Source organism: Microcoleus sp. POL10_C6, from assembly GCF_036701585.1.
Taxonomy (GTDB): domain Bacteria; phylum Cyanobacteriota; class Cyanobacteriia; order Cyanobacteriales; family Microcoleaceae; genus Microcoleus.
In genome coordinates this window covers 1-26296 of record NZ_JAUBRB010000050.1, presented here as the reverse complement: position 1 = coordinate 26296, position 26296 = coordinate 1, and the positions used below count along the sequence as shown (strand labels likewise).

21 protein-coding genes are annotated in these 26296 nt (G+C 43.6%); 9 read left to right on the top strand and 12 right to left on the bottom strand.

Annotation, left to right across the window (positions count from 1 at the left end; all coding sequences use genetic code 11):
* Positions 1 to 228: 228 nt before the first annotated feature.
* From QUA34_RS23090 to QUA34_RS23080, 3 genes are all read right to left on the bottom strand, one after another.
* Positions 229 to 396, bottom strand: coding sequence for a type II toxin-antitoxin system PemK/MazF family toxin (locus tag QUA34_RS23090; protein WP_333389364.1), 168 nt, complete (start codon positions 394 to 396; stop codon positions 229 to 231).
* Positions 386 to 652 (bottom strand): hypothetical protein, encoded by a 267-nt coding sequence (locus QUA34_RS23085; protein ID WP_333389363.1) that lies wholly within the window; start codon positions 650 to 652, stop codon positions 386 to 388. Before QUA34_RS23085 ends, QUA34_RS23090 begins: the two co-directional genes overlap by 11 nt.
* Positions 653 to 831: 179 nt before the next feature.
* Positions 832 to 2949, bottom strand: a complete 2118-nt coding sequence (locus QUA34_RS23080; protein WP_333389362.1) for a WD40 domain-containing protein — start codon at positions 2947 to 2949, stop codon at positions 832 to 834.
* Positions 2950 to 3225: 276 nt separating this feature from the next.
* Between QUA34_RS23080 and QUA34_RS23075 the strand changes: the two genes are divergently transcribed.
* The 4 genes from QUA34_RS23075 to QUA34_RS23060 all read left to right on the top strand — a co-directional run bounded on the left by QUA34_RS23075 (position 3226) and on the right by QUA34_RS23060 (position 7807).
* Positions 3226 to 4650 carry an aspartate ammonia-lyase gene (locus QUA34_RS23075; protein WP_333389361.1) on the top strand — a complete coding sequence of 475 codons (1425 nt, stop codon included), beginning with the start codon at positions 3226 to 3228 and terminating at the stop codon, positions 4648 to 4650.
* Between the two features lie 173 nt (positions 4651 to 4823).
* Positions 4824 to 5150, top strand: a complete 327-nt coding sequence (locus QUA34_RS23070) for a hypothetical protein (RefSeq protein WP_333081738.1) — start codon at positions 4824 to 4826, stop codon at positions 5148 to 5150.
* A gap of 126 nt (positions 5151 to 5276) precedes the next feature.
* Entirely contained in the window at positions 5277 to 6236 is a 960-nt protein-coding gene (locus QUA34_RS23065) for a DUF362 domain-containing protein (protein ID WP_333389360.1), read from the top strand.
* Positions 6237 to 6868: 632 nt separating this feature from the next.
* Complete coding sequence (locus tag QUA34_RS23060; protein ID WP_333389359.1) at positions 6869 to 7807, top strand: class I SAM-dependent methyltransferase; 939 nt, start codon at positions 6869 to 6871, stop codon at positions 7805 to 7807.
* A gap of 705 nt (positions 7808 to 8512) precedes the next feature.
* Here QUA34_RS23060 and QUA34_RS23055 read toward each other — a convergent pair.
* The 5 genes from QUA34_RS23055 to QUA34_RS23035 form a co-directional block, all read right to left on the bottom strand.
* Positions 8513 to 9358: a WecB/TagA/CpsF family glycosyltransferase gene (locus tag QUA34_RS23055; RefSeq protein ID WP_333389358.1), complete on the bottom strand. Its 846-nt coding sequence runs from the start codon at positions 9356 to 9358 to the stop codon at positions 8513 to 8515.
* 78 nt (positions 9359 to 9436) lie between these two features.
* Complete coding sequence (locus QUA34_RS23050; RefSeq protein ID WP_333322753.1) at positions 9437 to 10519, bottom strand: NAD-dependent epimerase/dehydratase family protein; 1083 nt, start codon at positions 10517 to 10519, stop codon at positions 9437 to 9439.
* A gap of 58 nt (positions 10520 to 10577) precedes the next feature.
* Positions 10578 to 11807, bottom strand: coding sequence for a glycosyltransferase (locus QUA34_RS23045; protein WP_333389357.1), 1230 nt, complete (start codon positions 11805 to 11807; stop codon positions 10578 to 10580).
* Positions 11807 to 12967 carry a glycosyltransferase family 4 protein gene (locus tag QUA34_RS23040; protein ID WP_333389356.1) on the bottom strand — a complete coding sequence of 387 codons (1161 nt, stop codon included), beginning with the start codon at positions 12965 to 12967 and terminating at the stop codon, positions 11807 to 11809. Before QUA34_RS23040 ends, QUA34_RS23045 begins: the two co-directional genes overlap by 1 nt.
* A 1-nt stretch (position 12968) precedes the next feature.
* Positions 12969 to 13877 carry a glycosyltransferase family 2 protein gene (locus QUA34_RS23035; RefSeq protein WP_333389355.1) on the bottom strand — a complete coding sequence of 303 codons (909 nt, stop codon included), beginning with the start codon at positions 13875 to 13877 and terminating at the stop codon, positions 12969 to 12971.
* Between the two features lie 388 nt (positions 13878 to 14265).
* Between QUA34_RS23035 and QUA34_RS23030 the strand changes: the two genes are divergently transcribed.
* Positions 14266 to 15210 (top strand): glycosyltransferase family 2 protein, encoded by a 945-nt coding sequence (locus tag QUA34_RS23030; RefSeq protein ID WP_333389354.1) that lies wholly within the window; start codon positions 14266 to 14268, stop codon positions 15208 to 15210.
* 22 nt (positions 15211 to 15232) lie between these two features.
* On the top strand, positions 15233 to 15925 hold the full coding sequence (locus tag QUA34_RS23025; protein ID WP_333389353.1) for a CatB-related O-acetyltransferase: 693 nt from the start codon (positions 15233 to 15235) through the stop codon (positions 15923 to 15925).
* Between the two features lie 39 nt (positions 15926 to 15964).
* Here the strand turns inward: QUA34_RS23025 and QUA34_RS23020 are convergent, their stop codons facing one another.
* From QUA34_RS23020 to QUA34_RS23010, 3 genes are all read right to left on the bottom strand, one after another.
* On the bottom strand, positions 15965 to 16996 hold the full coding sequence (locus tag QUA34_RS23020) for a hypothetical protein (RefSeq protein ID WP_333389352.1): 1032 nt from the start codon (positions 16994 to 16996) through the stop codon (positions 15965 to 15967).
* Between the two features lie 161 nt (positions 16997 to 17157).
* On the bottom strand, positions 17158 to 18495 hold the full coding sequence (locus tag QUA34_RS23015; RefSeq protein WP_333211229.1) for a flippase: 1338 nt from the start codon (positions 18493 to 18495) through the stop codon (positions 17158 to 17160).
* Positions 18496 to 18762: 267 nt separating this feature from the next.
* Positions 18763 to 20184, bottom strand: a complete 1422-nt coding sequence (locus QUA34_RS23010) for an O-antigen ligase family protein (protein WP_333389351.1) — start codon at positions 20182 to 20184, stop codon at positions 18763 to 18765.
* A 205-nt stretch (positions 20185 to 20389) separates the two neighbouring features.
* Here QUA34_RS23010 and QUA34_RS23005 point away from each other — a divergent pair, with 205 nt between their 5' ends.
* The 3 genes from QUA34_RS23005 (at position 20390) to QUA34_RS22995 (ending at position 25022) form a co-directional block, all read left to right on the top strand.
* Positions 20390 to 21862, top strand: a complete 1473-nt coding sequence (locus QUA34_RS23005) for a polysaccharide biosynthesis/export family protein (protein WP_333086208.1) — start codon at positions 20390 to 20392, stop codon at positions 21860 to 21862.
* Positions 21863 to 21997: 135 nt separating this feature from the next.
* Complete coding sequence (locus tag QUA34_RS23000; protein ID WP_333389350.1) at positions 21998 to 24334, top strand: polysaccharide biosynthesis tyrosine autokinase; 2337 nt, start codon at positions 21998 to 22000, stop codon at positions 24332 to 24334.
* Positions 24335 to 24656: 322 nt separating this feature from the next.
* A complete protein-coding gene (locus QUA34_RS22995) occupies positions 24657 to 25022 on the top strand; it encodes a response regulator transcription factor (RefSeq protein ID WP_039886668.1) in 366 nt (121 codons plus the stop codon).
* A 66-nt stretch (positions 25023 to 25088) separates the two neighbouring features.
* Here the strand turns inward: QUA34_RS22995 and QUA34_RS22990 are convergent, their stop codons facing one another.
* Entirely contained in the window at positions 25089 to 25586 is a 498-nt protein-coding gene (locus QUA34_RS22990) for a hypothetical protein (protein WP_333216787.1), read from the bottom strand.
* Between the last annotated feature and the right edge of the window lie 710 nt (positions 25587 to 26296).

Sequence of the window (26296 nt, the reverse complement as noted above, 5' to 3'; positions counted from 1 at the left end):
TGTTCAGAAAGCTAATTCGGGCGAGCGACATTCCTGGTTTTATGGAGGATAATCAACACAGATAATTAAGCTTATTACTAATTCTTGCACAACCGTTTCAGAAACTTTTCCGATACATCTGACAAATCGCTCAGTAGTTACACTCCGCCCTTGCAAAACCTTCCCTGCTGAGTCGGCGTTTCAACAGTTTTCTTCTGTTAGCTGAATCAGAATCATGAAAGGGCGACTTTAAAATTTAGGTTGCCCTGTAGCCACAGGAATTATAATCCGCATGGGGATAGAACTAAACATTTCCGAACTAATCACAACCGCAGGACGTGTTTTCTGAATTTCTTGTCCTCGGGTTGGATCAAGTTGTACCAGCCAAACCTCTCCTCGTTTTGGGTTAGTAGTCATACTCAGTCTCCCAGTCTTCGCCATCGAGTACCGAAAACTCGCTTAATTCAGGATATGTCAAAAAATCTTCGGCTGTAGCAGGTATAAATGGTGCTAGTATTTTATGGCGTTCTGCTATTGGCAGGCTATCAATTTCTCTAACTGATAGCTTGAGAGTAGGTTCGGTTGTTGACGAACTTTTAGACTCGGAACTTTCGCTGGATAACTGCTGTTTCTGTTCCGTTTTTTGCACCAGGAATTGTGCAAAGTCGAGCAATTATTGTTGTTTCTCGGTTGGCAACTGTCGCAAATTCTCTAACAGTGCTTGCTCAAAATTAATGGTTTCTGACATTTCAATTACTTTCCCTAAGTGTTTATCAGTTTATTCGTCACGCAGTCAAGTTTTGTAGTTCCATATTGGCCAATCGACCATAATTTTTATCTTTCCCTCTTACTTCACCCATCACACCGCCAAATCTTGATACTGCCATCATTACTGCCACTAACCAGAGTGTTTCCATCCGGGCTAAAACAGACCGAATTAACCCTGGCTGAATGCCCTTTGAGAGTGAAAATTGTGTCTCCATTTTTTAGATTCCAAAGCTTGATAGTGTTGTCTCCACTACCACTAGCAATAATTTGTCCATCCGGGCTGATGACAACGGAAAAAACCGACTCTGAATGCCCTGTGAGAGTGCGAATTTCCTGTCCGGTTTTCCGATTCCATAGTTTGATAGTGTTGTCTCGACTAGCACTAGCAATAATTTGTCCATCCGAGCTGATGACAACGGAAAAAACCAACTGTGAATGCCCTGTGAGAGTGCGAATTTCCTGTCCGGTTTTTAGATGCCAAAGCTTGATAGTATTGTCATAACTGCCACTAACCAGAGTGTTTCCATCCGGGCTGATAGCGACAGAACAAACCGAGTATGAATGCCCTCTGAGAGTGCGAATTTCCTGCCCGTTTTTCAGATTCCACAGTTTGATAGTATTGTCTTGACTGCCACTAGCAAGAGTTTCTCCGTCTGGACTAAAAGCAAGAGACCGAATTAAAGATGAGTGACCCTTTATGGTTCTAAATTCTTGTCCAGTTTCCAGATTACGCAGCTTAATTTGTTTGTCATAACTGCCACTAGCTAAAATTGTTCCATTAGGGTTAATTGCAACGCAATAAACCGCGCCTGAATGCCCAGAAAAATTACCAATCAGCTCTCCTGTATGGAGATTGCAAAGTTTGCTGCAATTTCCACTGCTGTTACTAGCAAAAGTCTTGCCATCGGGACTAATAACTACGCAATCAACAGATGACATAGCTACGCCATTAAGAGTTTTTACACATTTGAAGGAGTGAGCTTTTCTAATGATTTTTTCTTCTATTTGGTGTTGGCGTTGAGCTTCCGCTTTGGCAGCTTTTTCTATTGGTTGTTGGCGTTTTGCTTCAGCTTTGGCAGCCTTTTGAGATTGACGTTCAGCCTCTACTTGCTCCATCAGCTTTTTCAACTCCTGTTCATACTGTTCTCGCTGTCGCCGCTGAATATCCTGAAGAATATCAAAATAAGGTTTCACCCACTCTTCTGCTAATCCATATTCAGCCAATTCATCCTTTAAATTAAATAACAAAGGTTCATAGCTGGGGTCAATATTGAGATAATACAAATCCGCTAAAAAGCCCGCCAGCAATTTGTGAATCGCTACAATCAACTGCCGAATCATGCGGAGGGCTTTTTTCTCACTTACTCCAGATGCTAAAAGTGCATCTTTGGCCTCTTCCCAGTCAAAAACTTTGGTAGAAAACAGGGATACTTCCTGATTATTCAGGAATCCCCAAAAGCCGACGCGAAAAGTTACGGCATAGTCGCTGATATCGCTATATAAAATTGTAGTAGGAACCGGAGATAAAATTCGCTGCAAGCGTTCCACATCAATATCACCAATCGACTCAGTGAAATAGTCGCTATAAAACTTAACTGGGCGTAAGACATCCTGTTGAGGATAATGCTGTCTGAGAAAATCTCCCACACTTCTCATCTCAATTGGCAAATCTTCACAGAATGTTTCCGGGCATTGCTTGCTAATTTTGGGCGGTGATAGTAAGATTAAGAGGCGGTGTTGCTGCTGAAGTAAAATCTGCTTAGTTTCCTCTCGATTCAACTTAGAAAACCAAGTATTTTTATCCCAAATTGTTTGAATTTCAGCCAGCTTGACCTGAATATCCTTTGCTTGCAATTCCCGCATCAAATCCCGCTGCAAGGCTGCCAGCTTCAGTCTGTCTCGCTGTTCCTGTTCCTGCAACTCAAGGCGGCGTGCTGTTTGTGCTACTGTTAGCTTTAACAATTCCCGATCTCTAGTATCTTTGGCTTTCGCGTATTCCAACATTTCTTGAGAATAACGCTGTTTTGCTTGCTCTATCTCAGTCGAATCCGATGAATTATTGGGATATGGAATCAGGATATCTCGGTAATTTTGAGAGTTATTGCCGAAGGCTTCTCCTAGTTTGTAGCCAATATTTCTGGCGATGGGTGAGAGCACTCCCGATATGTAGGGAGCGATAGCGGCGATGATTGTTGGAAGCATAAATGTGGGTGAGGATGCGGTTATTAATAGTGTAGCAGGATGTTAGGAGGTATAATTCGGATGGTTGCCAGATATTCTGCACTTGTTGATTTTTAGATTTAATTTCATCATTGATACTCCTGGACGCAGAAACCAGGTTTTTTACGGAAATACTGCATTTGACGCTTAAATACTGGTGAAAAACCCGGTTTCTTTGGTATTTAGGCGTCCAGGACTAATTAAACTACCTCTAAACGTGCGATAATCTAAAATCTAAAATTTAAAATCTAAAATCGAATGACTGAACAGCCAACCGCAACCTACCGCACCGAAAGCGACTCGATGGGAGACAAACAAATCCCATCTAATGTCTATTATGGCATCCAAACTCTAAGGGCTATTGAAAATTTTCCGATCAGTGGCATTAAGCCTTTATCAACATACGTTGATGCTTGTGTTTTAATTAAGAAAGCTACGGCGCTCGCCAATGGCGAACTCGGCTGCATTCCCCAAGACATCAGTCAAGCAATTGTCCAAGCAGCAGATGAAATCCTAGCAGGCAATTTGCGCGATCAATTTGTAGTTGATGTCTACCAAGCCGGCGCCGGAACTTCTCACCACATGAACGTTAATGAAGTTCTTTCAAATCGCGCTTTGGAAATTATGGGCGACGAAAAAGGTAATTACAAGCGCGTCAGTCCTAACGATCATGTAAACTACGGTCAATCGACAAATGATGTGATTCCGACGGCGATTCGGATCGGCGGATTGTTGGCGTTAGAAAAAACTCTGTTTCCGGCTTTGTCGGATGCTGTAGTTGCCCTAGAAAACAAAGCAGAAGAATTCAAAAATATTGTTAAATCCGGCCGCACTCACCTACAAGATGCTGTGCCAGTTCGACTCGGCGACACCTTTGGTGCTTGGGCGCAAATTTTGAAAGAACATACCTTGAGAATTGACAGGGCATCCGATGATTTGACATCCCTGGGATTGGGGGGAAGTGCGGCAGGAACAGGCTTAAATACTCACCCTGAATACTGTCAAAAAGTTGCTGAAATTCTATCCGAATTAATCGACCAACCTCTGAAACCAGCAAAGCATTTAATGGCTGCTATGCAGAGTATGGCACCATTTGTAAATGTGTCTGGTGCACTGCGAAATCTCGCTCAGGATTGCGTTAAAATCTCCCATGACTTGCGTTTGATGGACTCCGGGCCGAAAACTGGTTTGAAAGAAATTCAACTGCCTCCTGTGCAACCAGGTTCGTCTATTATGCCGGGAAAATACAATCCTGTGATGGCAGAAATGACATCGATGGTTTGTTTTCAAGTTATGGGTTACGATAGCGCGATCGCCCTGGCCGCCCAAGCGGGACAATTAGAATTAAACGTGATGATGCCCCTGATTGCCTACAATCTCATTCACAGCATCGAAATTTTAGGCAATACCATCAGCGCCCTGACTACACAATGCCTCGCCAAAATTGAAGCTAAGGGCGATCGATGTCTCGCTTATGCTGAAGGTAGTCTCGCCCTCGTTACCGCCCTCAACACTCACATCGGCTATCTCAACGCCGCCGCTGTCGCCAAAGAATCTCTAGAAACCGGCAAATCTTTGCGGCAAATTGTGCTAGAACGGGGTTTAATGAGTGCAGAAGACTTGGCAAAAGTTCTAGATTTAGAGAAAATGAGTGCGATGCCAACATCTTCTGCTAACGTATAGGCGATCGCAGGTATCAGCTAGAAACTAGAAGGCTGAACTCGATTTAATTCTGCCTTCTGCCTTCTGAGTTCTGCCTAACGGCTGTCACAGGTTAAAGTTAAACAATTCAGAATTCAATTTTTTTAGATTTGATTCTGGATTTTTTTATAGTCTAAAGTTTGGGAGCAAGATTTATGCGCGCAGGTTCTTTTGCCAAATTAACTCAAGATAAAGAGAACACAACTCAAGTGACATTTCATTATGTGGAAGGTCAGGCTGAAACTTTCACTATTCCGATGCCTGCACAAGAATTCCAAGAGGAAGTGCTGACTTTGTTAAATCAACCTTGGTTGACTTTCCATTTAGCCGATCAAACGGTTTTTATCTGCACAGCCAGGGTGGTAAAAGTAGAAGTAAAACCTGCTATCCCTGAACTGCAAGGTCAAGGAATATTCTCTAACTCACTGCGAGTTAGTACCATGCAGCGGGCTGCTGTTGGTAGATTGCCGATGAATAGTTAGGGTTCATTTGTATTGAGATGATTCTTGGTAACGCAGGCGCAGATCACCCTGCTTAGGGTGTTCCGTGCCTGCGTTACATTGAGATTATTCCCCCATCGATAACCAATTACAAATTAATTCATAATTATGTCTGCTGTTAGTTTAGTTCAGGCCAATTCATACGATCGCCAAATCTTGCAAGTATCTTTAGAAAGTTTGCTCGCACCCTTGGGCGGAATCTCGGCTTTTGTCAAATCGGGCGATCGGGTTTTACTCAAACCCAATCTCCTCACCGGTTCTCGCCCTACAAAAGAATGCGTCACCCGCCCAGAATTGGTTTACTGCGTCGCTAAAATGGTCATTGAAGCCGGAGGAAAACCATTTTTAGGCGATAGTCCAGCTTTTGGTAGCGCTATGGGTGTAGCCAAAGCAAACGGTTATTTGCCACTGTTGGAAGAACTGAATTTGCCAGTAGTTGAGTTTCAAGGAAAACGCTACGAAACTGTCAGCGAAGATTTCAATCATCTGCGAATTTGCAAAGAAGCAATGGAAGCGGATGTAGTGATTAATTTGCCCAAACTCAAATCTCACGTTCAATTAACCGTGACAATGGGCGTGAAAAACTTGTTCGGCTGCGTCCCCGGCAAAATGAAGGCTTGGTGGCACATGGAAGCTGGCAAAGATAGCGCCAGATTCGGTGAAATGCTGGTAGAAACTGCCCGGGCAATTAACCCAAATTTGACGATTTTGGATGGCATTATCGGTCACGAAGGTAACGGGCCAAGCGGCGGCGAACCTAAATTTTTGGGAATTTTGGCCGCGTCTGATGATGTGTTTGCTTTGGACAGAACTTTAGTTGAAATTATTAATGCTGATCCGGCGGCGGTTCCCACTGTAGCTGCGGCGATGAGATTAGGACTGTGCTCGAATTTAGAGGAAATTGATTTTCCGCTGTTGCAGCCGGAAAATCTCAAGGTTTTGGATTGGAAGTTGCCGGAAAACATGATGCCGATCGACTTTGGTATGCCCCGCGTGATTAAGTCTACTTTCAGGCATTTTTATATCCGGTTTATCAAAGAACGGATGGGGGCTTACGCCGATCGATAGGAGGCATTCGCTACAAACTCATAAAAATGCGCGCTTGTCAATCAGCTCTTGTGCTGAAGATTAAAGAAAAGTTTGGCTTCCCAACTCAATTGGGAGCTAAATTTTCAGATCAAGGAACAGTAGCGGGCGCAACATTTGCGCCCACCGATATATGAAATGGCAAATTTTATACTTCGCTTTCGCAAAAGATTTCAGCAATATTATTGAGGTACAAATGCAAGAAAGTTTTTATTGGTCTCGCTCGCAGCCTACATCGCTACCCAGTTTTATAACTTAATTTATACTTGAAGTATTGCTGAATTCGTAAATATATGAAAACTTACTCAGATCCCGATCGCGGAATGTGAAGTTTTTTTATGCAAAGTGACAAAGCAAGTTAAATGGGTTAGCTTAAATTCGATGTAAGCTGAAAACCACGCCGCAGCAATCGTGTTTCCGAAACCTAATATTTTTTGGGCAGTCATCTGCTGTATTTCGGATTCTGCAATTGTTAATCGCACATAATTGATTTCTGGATTTGACATCCGACACGAGTGGTTATTAGTACGTCAAGTACCTAAATAATGAAAACTCCAATGCAAAGTCAAACGTCCTTAAGCCCTACCGTCGTCTGCCCGATATCGGGAGAGAGTATGAAACCGTGGCTATTCATACCCGGTGATTGGCGCAGACCTGCAAACAAAGAGTCATTTCAATTGTATTGGTGCGAAAAGTCACAACTTGGATGCATTCATCCTCTACCCGATCTCAACAAAATCGCCAGCTTCTACGACATCGATGAGTATTATACTCATCATATAGACTTTACAGGCTTCGTATCGGCCTCTTCTATTTCCTTCTTCGATAAATTGCGTACCCATCTAGCTTGGCGTTTTGATCGCGGAGTAGATGTCACAAGTAAATGGTGGAAGCAACAGTTCGGGACTGCTTCCTGCTCGATATTAGAAATCGGTTGCGCCAACGGGCACCTGCTGCAAGAATTGCAAGCAGATGGTCACAAAGTCTGGGGTGTAGAACCCGATCGACAAGCTTTGGTTTTGGCCCAACAGCGAGGTCTTGATGTATTTTATGGTACTGCTGAATCTTTGCCCCCGGAAGTCAAGTCTAGACAGTACGACCTAATTGTGATGAACCACGTACTCGAACATACCAGAGATCCTTTACTTGCACTCCGCAATGCCATGCAATTGCTCGTGGATGGTGGCAAATTGGTAATGGAAGTACCAAATAACTCTTGTATTGGGCTGAAGTCATCAGGGATTGCATGGATGCATCTAGATGTACCAAGGCATTTGTATTTCTTCACACCGCAGAGCTTCCGCGCTATCTGTGAAAAAGGGGGATTTGAGATAATTTCTACTGAGTTTAATGGCTACTATCGCCAATTTGCCAACAGTTGGATCGATGATGAAAGAAAAATTTTCAGTGTGTTCGATTCAATGGCATCTCATCAGATAGTAAAGCTCCAAGAAAACAGTAAATTCCAAGCTTGGAAGCTACTGCTGACAACAATTGTTGCTGCTGATGAAAACAAGTACGATTCGATCCGGATTGTGGCACAAAAGCCATAGCCAAATCGAGGTAAGGGCAATAAACTTTTGGTTTGATTATCAAGTTTGGTTATACACTCACACTACTTTTGTGATCCCCTGCGATCATCGCCCATGGCAGGATTACAGTCAAACCAAATGCGACTATTGACCCAGCAATCCACCTGACTCGATCAAAACTGAGGCACAAACTTTGTATGTAATGTGTGCAGTCCGCACCTTACCACATAGATAATTTAAAAATTGTTTTCTGGCGTAAGATCGTTTCCAGTTGCATCGGAATCATATATTTGGATCATGTCATATCATGTCCGGTCGTGCGACCGCGATTGTTGTAGGGCCTCCCCTCACGAACAATACCTGCCAATAATTGACAATCTCAAAAACCCGCCCCGACCGGGATATTATGGTTAATCGCTCGGACATGATATCAGTGGGGGCTTAAGAGCTCGCGATTTGGGTAGCGAGCTCTTAAGCTCCCACTATACTTCGGATGCCACCGGATTTGATATCAATTTTATTGAATAAGCTGTCGCGCATTTAAATTGTATATTCAGGGCGGGCGGGACGCCCACCCCACAAGACTTTAATTTTTTTTGACAGACAATTTAAATGCCGGAACAGCTTATGCGATCGCAGTTGCACCTCAAAACGATTAGTTACGATGTGTTTGCTTTTTAAATTTTTTCTTGTGAGCAGCAATAATTCACAAGAAACTTTTAAATTTCAACCATATAATACTTCTTCTACAGGCGGCGTCGCGTCTGTGGGGTCGAACTGTTTGATTTTCAAAGCTTGTAGCAAAAACAACCAGATATAAAGCGGATTCAAAAAAACATACCGCTGCCAAAGGCGCCGAGGTTCCTTCATCATCCGAAACAGCCATTCCAAACCTATTTTAGATAAAAAGTCAGGAGATTTAGCCAAATTACCCGCATGAAAATCGTAAGCAGCACCTACAGCAATCAACGGCATTGATAAGTCGTCCCGGTATTCGTAAGCCCAGACTTCTTGCCGGGGACACCCCAAACCGACAAACGTAATTGCTGCACCGCTGTTGCGAATTTCCTGTGCAATTTCTTGTTTCTCCTGGGGCGAAACGTGCCTAAATTTAGAAGGCTGAGTTCCAGCAATAATTAACTTGGGAAAACGCTGGCAGAGATTGCGAGATAAAGCTTCTAGTACAGAAGCTTGAGATCCGTACAAATAGATAGGCAATCCTTCTTCTGCCGCACGTTCGCAGATTTGTAACATCGCATTCGGCCCGCAAACTCGATCGGGCAATTCCGTATGGTATAGCCAATTTAACGCCCACCTGACCGGCTGTCCGTCTGGCAATACTAAGTCAATGTGATTAATCCGATAACGATGAGTGCTGTCTAGAACCCCAGTCATTACCCCGTGAACCGCTAAAGCAGAAACTGACATTGGTTTTCCGGCGCTGGCTGCTGCAATAATTTTGCTAACAGCCGCTTCATAATTAACGGCATTTACTAATATGCCCAGTACATTCTTTTTCCCTTTATCAATCATGGAGCACCTCTTTAAGTCAACGCTCGCAGTTACACTCATAAATCTCCCCTAAGATTTGTTTAACTTTGTATTCTTCAATCGTTTACCAAAATTCCCAGCACATTCTTTTTGCCCCGCTCAATCATTGGCATCTTCTTTCAGCCAACGCTCGCGGTTACATTCATAAATCTCCTGTAGAATTTGTTTAACGTTATATTTCATTTTCCAGTTGGGATAGTGACTGGAAAATTTTGAATTGTCGCTAATCCACCAAATGTGATCGCCAATGCGATTCCCTTCAGCATAAGTCCAATTAAACTTGCGTTCCGCAATTGCCTCGCACATCTGGATAGCTTCTAACATCGAACAATTGCTGTACCTGCCTCCTCCTGTATTATAAACTTGGGCGCTTTTGGGAGCTTTATAAAATTCATAAAATGCCGAAATTAAATCAGCGCTATGAATGTTATCGCGAACTTGCTTGCCTTTGTAGCCAAACACGGTGTAGGGAGTTCCCGTGACAGCACACTTCATCAAGTAGGCGAGGAAGCCGTGCAATTGAGCTCCAGAGTGATTTGGGCCCGTCAAACAGCCGCCGCGAAAACAAGCGGTGTTCATATTAAAATATCGACCGTATTCTTGAACTAAAATGTCAGCAGCTACCTTAGAAGCACCAAACAAACTGTGCAGGCACTGATCAATTGACATATCTTCCCGAATGCCGCTTTCGTAAGTATGGCCTGGTTCAATTTCCCACCTGTGTTCTAATTCAATTAAAGGCAAAGTGTTAGGCGTATCGCCGTATACTTTATTGGTAGAAGTGAAAATGAAAACCGCTTTAGGACAGTACAAGCGAGTTACTTCTAGAAGATTGAGAGTGCCGTTGGCATTGACGGTAAAGTCTATTTTCGGAGCACGGGAAGCCCAATCATGGCTGGGCTGGGCTGCTGTGTGAATTACTAATTCGATCGACTCGCCGTACCGCTGAAAGATATTGGTAATCGCTTCATAGTCGCGAATGTCCACATCTAAGTGATAATACTTGGTACCCAAAGACTTTTCGAGCAGTTGGCGGTTCCAGTTTGTAGAACCATCAGCACCAAAAAAGAACTGGCGCATATTATTGTCGATGCCAACTATATCTAAGCCTTGTTTGGCAAAGAACTTACACGCCTCAGAACCAATTAAACCCGCCGAGCCAGTAATGATTGCAACGCCCACGTTTCACCGCCTGAAAAAATATAGTTTTCTTTGTTTTGCCCGATCGAACAATCAGAAGTTATCCTGATTTTCCATCGAATACATCTTCGCACAATTGGGCAAAGAATAGACCTTTAACATCCCAATCATAGATTTCCCTGACGCGCGTTTGACCCGATCGACCCAAGCGCTCTCGCAATTCACGATTTTGCGCTAAACACACTATAGCTTCTGCTAGACCTTGCACAGTGCGATCGGGGTCAGTAGCAGCCACTTTAATCCCCGTTTGAGCCGTCACTTGAGTAGCCGGGCCCCCCAAATCCAAACAAATCGTCGGACGGCCAACCCCCATCATTTCCGTGCAAACAAAACCTCCAGAGTCATGCAAACTCGGATGGAGGAGAACGTGAGAGTCCCCCATTTTAGAAAGAGTTTCAGTGCGAGATAAAGTTCCCCAAAAAAATACTTTATTTGCCAGTCCCAATTCTGTTGCCAAAGCTTCCAAGCGCTGCCTTTCGGGCCCGTCTCCAACAATCCAGTATTCCGATTGTTCCAGCTTCGCCTCCGCAAATGCACGGAGTCCCAAGTGCACCCCTTTCCAGTGTAAGAGACGACCGACACTGATGAATCTAATTGGTTGCTCAGGCGGGGGAGAAAATTTCTCTAGTTCTTGAATTTCCTGCTGCGATAAACCGACTTGCGAGAAAATCTTCACGTTTTTTGCTTTGAGAAATCGCAGTCTGGCTGCGGTTTCTTCCGTAGTTGCCAGCGCCACGGCACTGCGACGCGCCGTCAGACCCACAAACGGATCTCGTTCTCCTACGCTTTGAGCCAATGCCCGCAGCGTTTCGTAAATTTTTCCCCGGCGGCTAAAATCTTGCCAAAAAGGCTTTGGTGCTGCTTCTGCACCCCCCACAGGCCCCCAAATAAAAGGATGCGGCAACAGCGCCAAGAAACTTGGAGACCAATGTTTGACATAAGTTACGTGATGTACTATGTCAAAACCAATTTCGTGATCGAGCTTCCGAGCGATAAAATAAGCCCAGATTTGCCACAGATAGTAGTGAAGTTGCAGCAATCCTTGTTTCCCCTTCCAATCTTCGCTCCACCCAAACGGATCAAAATAAACAAAGTGCAGGTTTGGCACTGGGTTCCGCTCTAGTTCTGCTTCAATGTACGATCGACAAAACGTGCGAGTAAATACCCAACTTTCGTGATGTTTAGCAGATTGGATAACAGTATTCCATCCTACTCCCTCTTCGGAGCCGAGATTCGGTTCGCAGGCAAAGGCAGATAAAAGAATTTTCATCAACTTTTCTCCAATACTAGCGACGTCACATCTGCTATTAATTTTGCAGCCTTTTCTGGTGTATGTTCAGCGATCAGTTCCTGGGACTTTTGCCCCATCATCACTAACTTTTCGGGGCAATCAATCAAGTCCCGCATCGCGTTTGCAATACCTTCCGACTGATAGGGATCAAAAATATAACCATTTTCACCTTCAACGATCATTTCGCAAGCCCCCGCCCATTTTGAACACAAAACCGGCTTACCAAATGCCATCGCTTCTAGCACCACCATTCCCCAAGTATCTTCTAACGTAGGAAAAACAAACACATCAGCTTCTAGAAAATAAGAGCCCAAGTATCCGTATTCTATCCACCCTGTCCAAACAATTTGTTTTTCTAAACCCCATTCTTTTGTAAGAGCTTCTAGTTCCGGTCGCTGTTCTCCGTCTCCAACGATAATGACTGTGTAATTCGAGTATCCCTGGCTTTGCAAAATTGTGCAAGCTTCTAACAGATTCTTAATCCCTTTGCGAGAAATTACTTGACCCACGCACAAAAAAATTGGGTGGGGAAATGACAAGGATACAGACTTATTATTTTCTAACTTTTGTACCAAAGCTTTAGCATCAGGAACCATGTAAGGTTTAGCAAAGATATTACTTTCGTCGGCCCCAATCACTTCTACCAAATATTCTTTACCTCGGCGACTATTAGAAACAAAGGTATCAGCAAATTTCCCCATCCAGCGTCGAATAGTCGAGCGCACCTTAGAATCTCGAAAGTCTACATTCGGGGAACTACTTTCATAAACTAAAACCAGTCGCCATTTCCCTATAGGCTTAAAGATTATAGCTACCAATGTCCAGATCGAAAATCCACTAGCAAAAATGACCTGGGGCTTGAATTTCAAAAGAGGAAAAATAATCCCAGGAGTAGCCTTAATATAACCACGACTGTACCCCGTTTCTATCTTTTGGGTGGTGATGAATTGAGTATCTCCCACAACTTCGACTACTTCTGTACCAGGAGCTTCCGGATCGTAGCGAGGCCAGAGGCGACCTGTATAAAAAATCGTGTTCGGAATTAGTTTTTTCAGCTCATGTAAAACCGGCGGCCAATAGGCCCCAAATTCTGCCGAAGGAACGAGCCAAGCGATGCGAAATTCATTTTTGTCAACCATCCTATTCACCTTGAGTTTTGTTTTTAGTCAATCCCAGTTTACTCAACACTGACAACCAAACTAACCTTCTATAAGGTAGCAGCCAATAAATTGGCCACAACAAACCACCATGCTGCTGAGTAAATACCTTCCATTCTCCAGGCGGTTGCAGGGTCGCATCTTTAAAGGATAAACCTTTCGGCGTGCTCATTTTATCTAACCCTTCGCTCAAATTTTTTGCAGCGGTTTTTGTCACCTGTGGGTTTAGGGAACAAGTTCCTAAATGACCGGGAGCAATCCAAACTGTACATCCTTTCTGTCTCGCTCGTAAACCATAATCCCAATCGCCAATATAATGAACAAAAGCAGGATTTAGGTTGCCCACAAGTTGGACGACATTGCGGGGAAGTAGAACGCAGTTGCCATGTATTGTGCTACAAAGTAGAGCTTCTTGAGTTGGTTCTACGAGGCGGTATCGGAAGGGAAGAAGGGGGTGGTCTCGCACCACGCCACCGTAAGTAGTTTTACCCGTTTGGGGATCGCAGGTAGAACCGGAGACGATGGCTTTTGTTTCTCCTTTTTGAGCGAGTTGGTTGCTGGTTGTTAATAAGGTTTTAAGGGCTTCTGGATACATAATTGTATCGTCGTTCAGCCAAAGGTAGTAGTCGGGATCGTCTTTCATGGCTTCGGTGAAAGCAAAGCGCATTCCGCCGTTCCAGAATAAATTGCCATCCCCATGAAAAATCTTGACTTGAGGGTAGGCTTGGTGAACTGCTTCGCTGGTACCGTCGGTACTGGCATCATCTACTATATAGGTGGAAATATCTACATTGGCTGGAAATGCCTGGTTAAAAAGAGCCTCTAAGCAAGCCAATGTTTTCTGTTTGCGGTTGAAGCAAGTTAAAAGGACGGCGATATTAGTACGGTTCATTCTTCCCTGTGTTGCGGTTTTTAACGATAGGTAAGGCTAAAAGTAACAGTGTTTTATTTTGCCACTCGCTCGGCGGTTGCAACCGCCGCTACAAGAACGAAATTAGGGCTTACGCAGTCGCTCGCCCCTTTCACAAGAGGGCTTTAAGAGTGCCCCACTTAGCCAAGGGGGGTCGGGGTATCAAGGTTTGAGAGTTTAAGAGCGTCAGTCTTAGAAGTGTGTCTGGATAAACTATTGCTGTATTATAGTTGACCCGCGAACTTTTTGGTGATAAATTGGAATTTAGAACTTAAGTTAACAGACCAACCCTGCAAGCTTCCTAGCACATTTATAATGATGAGTTCTACTAAGCCAAAATATTTATAATCTTTGGAGTTGAACAGTTTAAATGCCACATTCCCAGATAAAAACTCCCATTGTTTTCGTTATTTTCAATCGAGTTGATAATACCGAAAAAGTCTTCGAGGCGATTAGACAAGTTAAACCGCCTAAGCTGTTAGTAATTGCTGACGGCCCTCGTGCCAACAAGCCTGGGGAAGCTGAAAAGTGCGCCGCTGTACGTGCAATTATCGATCGGGTCGATTGGGACTGTGAAGTTCTAAAAAATTATTCAGAGATTAATTTTGGTTGCAAGGATCGCATTTCTAGCGGTTTCGACTGGGTATTTAATACCGTAGAGGAAGCAATTATTTTAGAAGATGACTGTTTGCCCCACCCAAACTTCTTCCCTTTTTGTGAACAGTTATTAGAGCATTATCGAGATGACAAACGGATTATGTCAATCGCTGGTGTGAATTTACAGTTTGGGAGAAAAAGAACAGAAGACAGTTACTATTTTTCGCGTTTTAGTAACTGTTGGGGATGGGCAACTTGGCGCCGAGCATGGCAATACTATGATATTGACATGAAGTTATGGCCTCAACTTCGGGAAGCAGGTTTTCTCGAAAATTTATTAGCTAATCCTCAATCTGTAAAAGTTTGGGATAGTGCTTTTCAAGTTTCCTATGATGGAACTCTCAACAATTGGTTTTTTAGATGGCTTTTTACTTGTTGGGTTCAAAATGGACTTGCTATTATTCCAGAAAAAAATTTAATTTCTAATATTGGATTTGGCAGTCAAGCTACCCATACTTCAGGAGAAGATAGTATATACAGTAATATGCCAACGGAAGCAATAACCTTTCCTTTAAGGCATCCCAACCACGCGATCCGAAATTTTGTAGCCGATCAATTCACTCAAGATACATTTTATGATTATCATCCCCCATTAATCAGGCGTATTAAGAAAAAAATAAATAAGTTATGCGGGAACACAATATTTAACCTTGAATAAGTAATTAGTAACCATGTCTAAAATGTCAACACTTCTCAGTTCTCTACTCAAAAATCCGATCACTGAATATCTGCGATTTTTAGTCAATTGGTGGAAGAACAAGTTTAAATATGATAATTTTTATCAAGACTATATGGCTTTGGTTACCAATTCAACTATCAGTCACAATGTTAGTGTGTCTAGTCGCGTAGCCATAAAAGATTCTGTCATTGGTTCTTACACTTATGTGCGCGATAATACGCGAATTTTCAATGGTGTTGTCGGCAATTTTTGTTCGATTGGGCCAAACTGCATCATTCGCTTAGGCGTACATCCTGTAGGAAATTTTGTTTCAAGCCATCCGATATTTTATTCGCCCAAGATACTAGTAGGGACAACCTTTGTAGACAAAAAATATTTTGAAGAAGAGGAAAAAACTGTCCATATAGGTAATGATGTTTGGATTGGCTCAAATGTTATTGTTGTAGATGGTGTAACTATTGGTGATGGAGCCATCATCGCAGCCGGAGCCGTTGTCACCAAAGATGTGCCACCTTATGCTATCTGTGGAGGAATTCCCGCCAAACTTATTCGCTATAGGTTTGATGAACAAAAGATTGATTTTCTGCTGAAGTTTAAGTGGTGGGACAAGGATGAACAATGGTTGAGAAAAAATGTCAAAGACTTTCACAACATTGACAAGTTCATCCATATTTATAATACGGAAAATAGTTGAATGCTAGCCAATTCGGTATTATGTCTAAGTAGCCGGACATTATATAACATCAGCAGTCATCTGGGATTTAAACTTAGACCACTTGAGAAGCATTACAGCCGCTATGAATGCCAGTGTATCATTGCTAGTCTGATACGGCAAAAATCTATAGCGAAAAGTAGCCATTCTCGGGTCGCTTTCTTGGTATAAAATATCTTGGGCAAAGTTTCCCCACCGCTCATCTATCAAATCAATTGTCATACCAGCATGACCAGACGGTAGCAACATATTGGAGCCGTGAAGACCAATTATTAAGCGGCTCTCTGAATAAAGGTGGCAAATCTCCTTTTCAATTTTTTCATTAAAACTATCCACCCTGTAATCTTTAATCCATTCTGGAAACTTAGTTTTTGTGCCCAGGCCAGCCACTGCAAATTGTGCTTCTGGTACTTGCAACCTGATCTTCTCAAATAACTGCTGAATTTTTAAATTTTGCAATCGCAGTGACATTGCTTGTTGATCTATTTTTCTAAGCACTCGAAACAGCAAACGGTTAACTAATAAACGATCTTCGCGCCAAATAAAAGTAATTTTGATTTCTTTGTTCTCAAAGTTATGTTTGGGAACTCTAGTAAAGCGCGTGATGTCGAACTGACTAGGATGAGAATGGGCTTCGCTGACATAAATTTCATCAAAGCGTTTAGTTTCTTCTTCAACAAACTCGGCGAAACTGGGATAGTAATTCTGACCATTTTTTAAAGACATAGGTACTGTCCAGATTTCTGCAACTTCATCGGGAACCATCCACCTTAAGAACTTAGGAACTATCACAACTAACCCGTAGTCAGAATTGCATTCTAAGTGCCTTTGTGCATTTAGCAACTTGAGCAGGGAGTGACCATAAAGATGATCGATACAGTTTAAGATAATTACCCGATTGCAGGGTTTAAAAATTTCTTTTACAATCTCAAGTTGTTCCGGTTGAGGATTTTGGAGTGAATAGAGTAATGGTTTGCCTAACCATTCCTTTTTGTAAGTATCGGCTGCAAAAACTTCTCCTTTTATTAAATTAACTTGGATGTAGTTTTTCACTCCATGACCTACTCTCAAATCGTCGATTATCTCGCTGCCGCATCCCTCGCACTTAGAGTCTAGAATAATGTGGATACCGTGCCACAGAACATTTTTGGGATGAAGTTCTGTTCCACAATAGGGGCAATTCGATCGCTGTTCGATTTTAGGTTTAATTTGAATCACTTTATTAATCCTCTGATTCTACAAGCTGCCTTGTATAAGTTAAGGGATCGCCAGATGAAATTTCCGAAGGGTCGCAATTCCTTAATCAAGAAATTCACTAATATAATCACGTAAAAATAAGTTATAAGAGTAGCTGCAGTTGCTCCAAAAGCTCCATACTTAGGAATCAGGAAAAAATTCAACGCTACATTGAAAATAGATCCGACTACAGTCAAGTAAAGGCCGTAGCGCAACTGACCTTCTATGTTCAAATATGTACTCCGTGCTACTCCAAAGTTACTGCCAAATTGCGCCCAAACGTAGAGAGCCAGTACCGCTGCTGACTGTGCATATTTTTCACCGTAAAGCAGATGCACTATCCAGGGAGAAAGTAATGATATCGGTATGGCCACCCCCAACCATAAAAATATCATAATATCCGAGTAAATTTGAAATTTATTTAGATATTCTTCATAATTTGTCTTTCTCAAATTCGCTAATTTGGGAAAAATAGAGCTTGATATGATCATCGGCAAAAAATCGCAGATTTCCGAAATTTTAACAGCCGCAGCATAATAGCCCAGTTGAGCATTTTGATTCATGGCGCCGAGCATTATCTGATCGGTTTTTGAGTACACATAAACTGCCAATCCCGACAAAATTATCGGCCAGCTCTCCGAGAGCAGTTCCTTACACCGTTCCCAACTAAAATGCCAATCCTTAATTTTATTCCCCGTAAGCTTATAAAAATATACATAAGCGATTCCTACCAATGCCACCTCTCCCAATCGAACCCAGGCGAAGGCAAGCAGGGGGGCTTTAATTGTCACTAACCCAATTCTGACAGCAGCAACTAAAAAACATACCGAATTTTTAGCCAACACTGTATATTTTGACTGGATTTGGGACTGAAACCAAAAATTGATAGCCTCAAAAGCATTAAAGATAGTTCCTGCTGCGATGATACCTACCAGCCACCGAGTCAGAGTGTCGTTGGGCTTGAGTAGCGCAATCACGGTGACAGTTAACAACAAAGTGATGCAGCCACCAGTAAATTGCAGTCCGAAGGCTGTTCCCAGAGTCTCATTTTTGCATTCTGGGTCGCGAGCGATATTCCTCACTACCAGAGTACCCAACCCCATCGTTGCCACTGAACTAAACAGCGACACAAAGGCGATCGCGTAGTTGAGCAATCCAAATTGTGTCGGACCAAGATAGCGAGCCACCCAAAGGCCTACAAACAGGCCTAGACCCATCTGCAAGATTTGGTCAGTGAACAGCCAAGCTATGTTGCTGAGTACCTGGCGCAGACTAGGGCCGAGCCTTTGACTGACCGCAGTTAACTTATCTAGCATCAGAATATTTTAAATCTTTACAAAACACAAACGCGGTTCTGGCAGGGTCGGCAATCTTGCAAAATTAGACTGGTTGATCCTATAACAACATACCACAACTTAAGGGAGCGTCTCAATGAAAGCAGCCAACCTAGAAATTGGAGTTTGGAGGCAGAAGGCAGGAGGTAGGAGGCAGAAGGAAAGAGGAAGAAGGAAGGAATCAGAAGAAGTGTTTTTACAAATATGAGATGTTCCCCTACTTGACCCACGATCCGCCCAATGGTTACTTCAATGGACAGTGTGAGCTAAATAACGCCTTTGAGGGTTACTGGTGCTACTGTTAGAACTATTGTTAGCATTATCTATCGCAAGTCGAACCGTCAACATTGCGTAACTCAGCCAAGGATTTGCTATCTCTATAATATAACCTTCTGTGATGTTGCTTATAATAATAGACACTAGAAAACAAATAGGCATTCCCGCTTCTTCCAGGGTGCTACGACTCAAATACCGAACTGCGTAAGCTAAATTGAGTACCAAGGAAGTCATCATTAAAATTAATCCCGGCCAACCGAAGGCTAACAAGATCCCGATGGCGCCATTGTGAGGATTTTTCGGTTGAAATCCATTTGGAGTATAAATAAAATAAGCAGGAGTACCCGCTCCTAACTTATCTTGTTGAAAAAATCCATCGTATCCGTAGCCAAACCAGGGACGCTGATTGACCGCAGCGATTAACTGTGGCCAGAATTCTGTCCGCCCAGTTAGAGTCAAGTCCTTGCCTAACCCACCTACAATAATATCCTCTAGGTTGTCTACTACAAAAACAGTCATAATTATGCTGACCACCAGGAAACATATAATCGCCGTAAAGGCCCACTGAAAACTTAATTTTTTTAGAAAATTTAGTGACGACACTGCCATTATTAATATGATAGTAATCACGAGAGCCGAGCCCGATTTATTAGCCCTTACTAGGTAAAAGGAAAAGAACATCATTCCCAAAGAAATCCAGCGCTCTTTCTGAGTTTTAGCTCCTTGAAAATAATGCAAATACCAAAATGCCGTACAGAGAGCTAAGACTCCCCCCAAAGAATTTTTAGATTGGGTTAAGCCGACAAAATCGCCTGCTCCAGGGGGTTCTATTACAAAACTTGCCAAACCTATTGCCGTGTATCCCCACCGCCAGAAACGAGATAAATCCTCCCATTTATATTGGGCTGCAATGTAAAACCCGAAAGCAGTAAATCCTGAAAAAGCTAGGCCTGCTCTTAGCGTTGCTTCAGGAACTAGAGACCATAATGTAGACAGTAATGGAAGTAATATATAAAGTAAGAAAAAAGGATTCATTGTCAATACTTTGGCAAAAATTTCTATAAAATTGCTACTAAAATTTTTAATTCTTGAAATTAAAATAAATACTACCCAGGGGTAAAAAAAATAAGGTATGAGTTTTAAGATGCCACCTTCTGGATCTTTCAAGTTGACAAAATGCAAGTAATTAAAAGGAGGTTGTATCAGAAAGGGAGAGATAAAAATATAAAGACCAGCAAAGCTTTTTTCTAAAGCCAAACCTATTTTTTTATAGCTAGCAAATTGAAATAATAGTATAGTGGCTATCGCGACTATAGCAAGTAGCATCCATGTCAATGAAGAACTACCTAAAATCAGCTCTTTCAGCATATTTGGTAGAGACACTGGTTCAGTCATAATTGCTTTCCTTTATCCGAAAAAAGACCAAATTATCGAGATATAAAATATAGCCGTCAACCCGGAACCACGCTAACACAGAAATTAGGCATAAAGCACAAATACAGCATCGTTTTTTCGGCGATCGCTTAAAATAATGAGCTTTTTGCCCAGCACTAAAAAGGCTACACTTATATAAATCATAGTCAATAAAATTAGGTGGTGTATGGTTAACACCCATTTTCCAAGACAGATAGCCCGGTCGGTTGTGGGTGTTGTCTTGTTTGCTTCCAGTGTCCTCGCTGACGCCAGAAGCACCCCGGCACAACTCCCCATCCCGCTAGGCACAGAGCAAGCCCAGAATGTTGCGCCCGTTACGAGATCGCCGGAAAGCTATAAACTCGGCGGCGGCGATCGCATCCAAGTAGAAATACTCGAAGTACCCGAACTCAGCCGCGGCTACGAAGTTCTTTCCGACGGTTCAGTTAACCTGCCCCTGATCGGCTTGGTCTCCATCCGCGGCCGCACCTTAGTAGAAGCCACCAACATCATCCGGAACGCCTACCGCCGCGTCCTCAAAGACCCCATAGTCACAGTCAGCCTCGTCGCCGCCCGCCCCCTCAACGTCGGCGTCATCGGAGAAGTTACCAGGCCCGGAAACTTCACCATCACCCTAACTCCTGGCCCGGGAGCCTCGCCGAGTGTCCAGTACCCCACCGTCACCCAAGCGATCAGACTAGCAGAAGGCGTCACGGGTGTCGCCGACATCCGCAACATCCGCGTCCGCCGTCCCCAACGAGACGGCCCGGATCAAGTCCTCAACGTCAACCTGTGGAAATTCTTGCAAGAAGGAGACATCTCTCAAGACATCATTTTGCAAGACAGAGACACAATCGTGATCCCCACAGTCGCCAACTTTAACCAAGCAGAAGCTCGTCAATTTGCGACGGCAAACTTTTCGCCACCCCCAGAAAAACCTCGATCAATCTCCATCGTGGGTCAAGTCACCCGCCCTGGGGCTTACGTCGTGATCGGTGGCAACACCACAAACGACCTCAGCCGCGAAGGTTTCCCCACCGTCATCCGGGCGATTCAGCTAGCCGGTGGCATCACCTCCGATGCGGACATCCGGCAAATCCAAGTGCGGCGCGTCACCAGAAGCGGCGAACAAATTATCCCAGTCAACCTGTGGCAGTTTTTAGAGTCCGGCGACGGTGCCCAAGATACAATCCTCCAGCAGGGAGACACGATCATCGTGCCCAAAGCTACGATCGTCAACCCTGCAGAAGCTGGCGTACTGGCGACCACTAACTTTGCCCCTGTCGGCATTAACGTTTATGTAGTAGGAGAACTCAGAACATCCCTCGATCCCGTGAGGCTCCCAGCTAATGCCACCCTGAATCAAGCTTTAATTTCCAGAGGATTTTTTGGCTACGAGAATACCAGAGCTAGAAGGGATAAAGTTGAGCTAGTCCGCCTCAATAACGATGGTACAGCTACTAAACGGACGATCGAAGTCAATTTGACTCAAGGAATTAACGAAGAAACCAATCCTCAACTTCGCAACAACGACATGATTATCGTATCTCGCAGGGGTCTCGTCAATTTTGTCGATCGCATGAACGCTGTAATCGGACCTGTCGGGCCAGCTACGGGAGTGTTAAATTTTATAAACGTTCTCCGATTTTTATTCAGGTAAGAAGGCGGCGGGTGAGGTGGATAATTTCTGGCAAAGGCTAGAATAAACGAAACAATAAGATTACCCAGCCGAGACCTGGCCGCTTCAAAAATATCAACCTCAAAAATATCAACCTCAAAAATACCCAGGCTGAATATGGATAGCAGACAAGATTATCAACCCTTCAAACCCAAATCGAATGGCAAACTGCCGGAGTTATCAGCTCAGAACTACAGATCTCACTTCGTAGAGGAGAGAGAAGAAGAAAAGCTAGACTTGTCCTGGTTGTTAGGGGTCGTGCGCCGTCGCTTCTTGGTCATGGCAGCAGCCACCATTGCTTTGAGCGCCCTGGCAGGAACAGCGATCGTCCTCACGTCTAAACAGATTACGATCGAGTATGAAGGCTCCTTTTCCCTGTTAGTAGAACCAGCCACGGCTGAAGGTTTGCAATCCAAACAATTAAACAACACCCAATCTGCCGACTTAGCAAGAATTAATATAGAAGGAATTAGCCTACTAGACTACGAAACCCAAATTAGGATTTTGCGAAGTCCCAAAATGATGCAGCCAGTGATTGAGGAATTGCGGGCTTCGTATCCCAAAATGAACTATAGCGAACTGATATCAAAAATGTCGATCCAGCGCATCAGCTACACGAAAGATGGCAAACAGCAAGGCACAAAAATTTTACAAGTTCGCTACAAAGATTCAGACCAAAAAAAGATTTACCGCGTATTGGAGAAAATTTCTAAAGCTTATCTAGATTACAGCTTGCAGCAACGGCTGATGGGCATTAATCAAGGTATTAAGTTTATAGATACGGAGATGCCCAAGCTCCGAGAAAGAGTGGAAGTTCTACAACTGCAAGTCCAAAGACTGCGGCAGCAGAGCAACTTGTTTGAACCTCAGATGGAGGGAAAATCTCTCTCTGAACAAGTTCAAAGCATTCGAGGTAAGCAAGTAGAAATTAGAGTTCAGCTAAAAGGGATGCGAAACCTCTATCAAAGCTATGAAAAACTACTCAACGAAAATAATCCCCAGGGGCTGCTGATGACCCAAGGACAAGCTTACGCCGGACTCTTAGGTCAAATTCAGAGAATTGACTCGGAATTGTCATTAAAATTAGCTCAGTATAGAGAAGACAGTTTGCCAGTTTTAGCGTTGCGAAAAAGTCGGGAAGAACTGATTTTAACCGCCACTCAACAAGCAAGAAAAGTGGTGATGGGAAATTTAGAGACCCAAATCAAAGAAGTTGAAGCGCGCGATCGCGAAATGACCGCTTTGCAAAATGCTCTCAACCAAAAAATTAGAAATTTTTCAGTCACAACCCGACAATACGACAATTTACAGCGGGAACTGCAAGTAGTTACTAAAAGTTTTTCGGACTTCTTGGCAAAACGAGAAGCGTTGCGGATCGATGCAGCTCAGCAGCAAATCCCCTGGGTGCTGATAAATCCTCCGCAAATTCCGCTAGACAAATTCGGCCAGCCTATAACAGCTACCGTCAAACAAACCAGAAAACAGTTAGCGCTGGCAGTAATTTTAAGCACTCTCCTGGGCATAGCAGTCGGCTTGCTGGTAGAGGTACTAAATACTGTGTTCCACACTCCAGAATCACTGAGAATCGCCACAAGATTGCCAATACTCGGGGTGATTCCGTTTACCAAAAAAGTCAAGCGCAGGCCGCCAGCCAGACAGAGGAAACTAACATCGGCTCGATCGAACTCGAAAGTGGAAGTAGTCGAACCGGGCGAAGCTAGACATACTGGTCCGATGAGCGGGGGACCAAGTATTTTGAGCGACTTGGACTATCAATTTTTAGAAGCATTTCGATCGTTATACACGAACATTCACTTGCTGAGTGCAGGCAGGGCAATTCGATCGCTCTTAGTTGGTTCAGCCGTAGCCGGAGACGGCAAATCTACAATAGCTTTGCACCTTGCAGCCACAGCAGCAGCAGTCGGACAGCGAGTATTGTTAGTAGATGCAGATTTGCGCTGCCCGCAACTGCACGCTAAATTAGGACTGTCAAACGTGCGTGGCCTAGGCGATGCCATCTCCACAGATCTCAGCCTCAATGACGCGATTCAACGAGCCCCGAACCAAGAAAATTTGTTTGTACTCACTGCAGGCCAAATTCCCCCCGATCCGATCAAGCTTCTTTCTTCCAAAAAAATGCAGTATCTGATGGAGCAATTTCAAGCATTTTTTGACTTAGTAATTTATGACACCCCGCCACTAGCAGGCTTAGCAGACACCCACTTGATCGCAGCTCACACAGACGCTACGATTATGGTCGTCCAAATTGGGCAAACCGACCGATCGCAAGTTCGCAAAGTTTTAGAAGAATTAAAAATTTCTGGAGCTTCCGTTTTGGGAATCGTTGCTAATGGCTGCAAAAACACCGGTCACAGCTACCGCCAGCGCCCGGTCGTTTTAGAGACGGTCTACGACCAAAAACTATCCGCTTTTGGTACGAAAAATCCTAATTAGACAAATGTTGATGCAGGTGGCCGAGCACCGCCGTCCTCAACGGGAAACGCACAACCAAGCTATACCCTGATTTTTTGATAATAGTACCATTTGAGAAAGAAAATGATAGACTAACGGACATAGCCTCGTGTGTCAACCGAGATTGCGCGGATCTTTAAATTTGGTGGTAATTACTCAGAAAATGATTGAGAAATCAGCAAAAGTGGGTAAACTACATTTAGCAGAGCGCAATCTCAATCAGGAAAAGACACCTTTGAAGGTGAACGTTAGTGTAAACGTTAATGAGAACGTTTCAACCCAGAAACTTGGTAGGGATTATTCTATGAGTACAGTTATGGTTGTTGATGATAGCGTCACTCTGCGGGAGATGATCGCCGACTTGCTCAAAGGTAGAGGACTCAACGTCACGGTAGCGAGTGATGGCGTAGAAGCTCTAGAGCAAATCAAGGCTAACCGCCCAGATTTAGTCGTTCTGGATATCGTGATGCCCCGGATGAACGGCTACGAAGTCTGTCGTCGGCTCAAAAGCGACCCTAAAACCCAAAATTTGCCGGTGGTAATGTGTTCGAGCAAAAGCGAAGAGTTTGATCGCTATTGGGGAATGAAACAAGGAGCAGACGCTTACATCGCCAAGCCATTTCACCCTCAAGAATTGGTCGGCACCATTAAGCAACTGCTGCGAGGTTGAGGTGGAGGAATAGGGACAGGAAAAAAATTGTCTTCAGCGCTGATTATTTCTGCTCCCGCAGCCTCTCTAAACTACTCGATTGACAATAGTCCAAACATCCCCGTCCGATCGCACGTATGGAACAGAAATACTTTTAAAACCAGTAATAAAAGGCTTGTAATAAACCTGCCAGTAGCTGGGACTAATTTGGTCGGCGATAGCTTTGAGTCCCTTCACTTCCGCCGCCAGTTCCGCCGCCAGTTCATTAATCCGTTCCGCGTGTCCCTGAGCAAGCACTCTTCCTTCTTCAACTTGCTCCTCCATCGGAGTGATTCTTTGCAACTTTACCGACTGCTGCTGTTTCTGACTCAGTTGAGCAGACAGAGCCGCGATCGCGTCATCTATCCCCTTGACTTCTGCCGACACTTGTGCTGTTTCCCTTGCGTGACGCCGATAAGCATCGGCGATCGCTTGGGGCGAATCACCGGCTGGGACAACATCGGCAATACTAAGCTGCTGGCGTTCCAAGCGCAATTCCTCAATTTGAGAGTAGATTGCCTCTATATCAGTCTGAAGTTTGTCCACCTAATTATTACCGCGTGGTTGTTGGATATTTTAGCATATTAACACAAACCAATCACCTAATCGGCATAGAAATTGCATATTTTAGGCGAGCTAGATGCAAAGCCCCACAAGCAGAAGTGGAAGAGTTTGAAAAATACAAATTTTTATATTTCTCAATTTATCGATTTCCGTCGATATCCAGTCGGTTTAATCAGGATCGTGTACGGTATCAGCATTATAGATTGGTAGTGAGGAAGGCAAGTACGAGCGAGTTTTATGAGGATTAAAGTCGTCACTACAAGCACAATTCCCAATTCCAATTTACCACTTTCCAATTTCCAATTTCCAATGATTAAGAGATTTTTTTAAGTTGTTAAGCTGTTGCACATTTAAACTGTGATACAAGCATTGCCATTATTTTTGATTTTGCGCCCCCATTTAATTATTAATTAATTATCCTTCATTTAAGAGGCGAGGCCATAAACAGGGCGAACGCATCTAAATTTCATGTTAACAGAATCTGGTATAGCGGTTCTCAAGAAAGCGAGGTATGGGGGCGAGTCCTATGCCCTATGCTCTATGCCCTATGAGCACCTCATGTTACGGAGAAAGGCTATATATTGGAGAAGAATTATTGAGTAACTACAAAAAATTTAATTAGGGCTTGCTGAATATATCGATGGCACTTGACGTAGCCTGGGTTATGCGCTCGCGAGAGCGAGGGTAAAGTG

Coding starts and splice junctions, on each gene's coding strand:
- QUA34_RS23090 (WP_333389364.1), bottom strand. CDS start 396: ATGACTACTAACCCAAAACGAGGAGAGGTTTGGCTGGTACAACTTGAT.
- QUA34_RS23080 (WP_333389362.1), bottom strand. CDS start 2,949: ATGCTTCCAACAATCATCGCCGCTATCGCTCCCTACATATCGGGAGTG.
- QUA34_RS23075 (WP_333389361.1), top strand. CDS start 3,226: ATGACTGAACAGCCAACCGCAACCTACCGCACCGAAAGCGACTCGATG.
- QUA34_RS23070 (WP_333081738.1), top strand. CDS start 4,824: ATGCGCGCAGGTTCTTTTGCCAAATTAACTCAAGATAAAGAGAACACA.
- QUA34_RS23065 (WP_333389360.1), top strand. CDS start 5,277: ATGTCTGCTGTTAGTTTAGTTCAGGCCAATTCATACGATCGCCAAATC.
- QUA34_RS23060 (WP_333389359.1), top strand. CDS start 6,869: ATGAAACCGTGGCTATTCATACCCGGTGATTGGCGCAGACCTGCAAAC.
- QUA34_RS23055 (WP_333389358.1), bottom strand. CDS start 9,358: ATGAGTGTAACTGCGAGCGTTGACTTAAAGAGGTGCTCCATGATTGAT.
- QUA34_RS23045 (WP_333389357.1), bottom strand. CDS start 11,807: ATGAAAATTCTTTTATCTGCCTTTGCCTGCGAACCGAATCTCGGCTCC.
- QUA34_RS23040 (WP_333389356.1), bottom strand. CDS start 12,967: ATGGTTGACAAAAATGAATTTCGCATCGCTTGGCTCGTTCCTTCGGCA.
- QUA34_RS23035 (WP_333389355.1), bottom strand. CDS start 13,877: ATGAACCGTACTAATATCGCCGTCCTTTTAACTTGCTTCAACCGCAAA.
- QUA34_RS23030 (WP_333389354.1), top strand. CDS start 14,266: ATGCCACATTCCCAGATAAAAACTCCCATTGTTTTCGTTATTTTCAAT.
- QUA34_RS23025 (WP_333389353.1), top strand. CDS start 15,233: ATGTCAACACTTCTCAGTTCTCTACTCAAAAATCCGATCACTGAATAT.
- QUA34_RS23015 (WP_333211229.1), bottom strand. CDS start 18,495: ATGCTAGATAAGTTAACTGCGGTCAGTCAAAGGCTCGGCCCTAGTCTG.
- QUA34_RS23010 (WP_333389351.1), bottom strand. CDS start 20,184: ATGACTGAACCAGTGTCTCTACCAAATATGCTGAAAGAGCTGATTTTA.
- QUA34_RS23005 (WP_333086208.1), top strand. CDS start 20,390: ATGGTTAACACCCATTTTCCAAGACAGATAGCCCGGTCGGTTGTGGGT.
- QUA34_RS23000 (WP_333389350.1), top strand. CDS start 21,998: ATGGATAGCAGACAAGATTATCAACCCTTCAAACCCAAATCGAATGGC.
- QUA34_RS22995 (WP_039886668.1), top strand. CDS start 24,657: ATGAGTACAGTTATGGTTGTTGATGATAGCGTCACTCTGCGGGAGATG.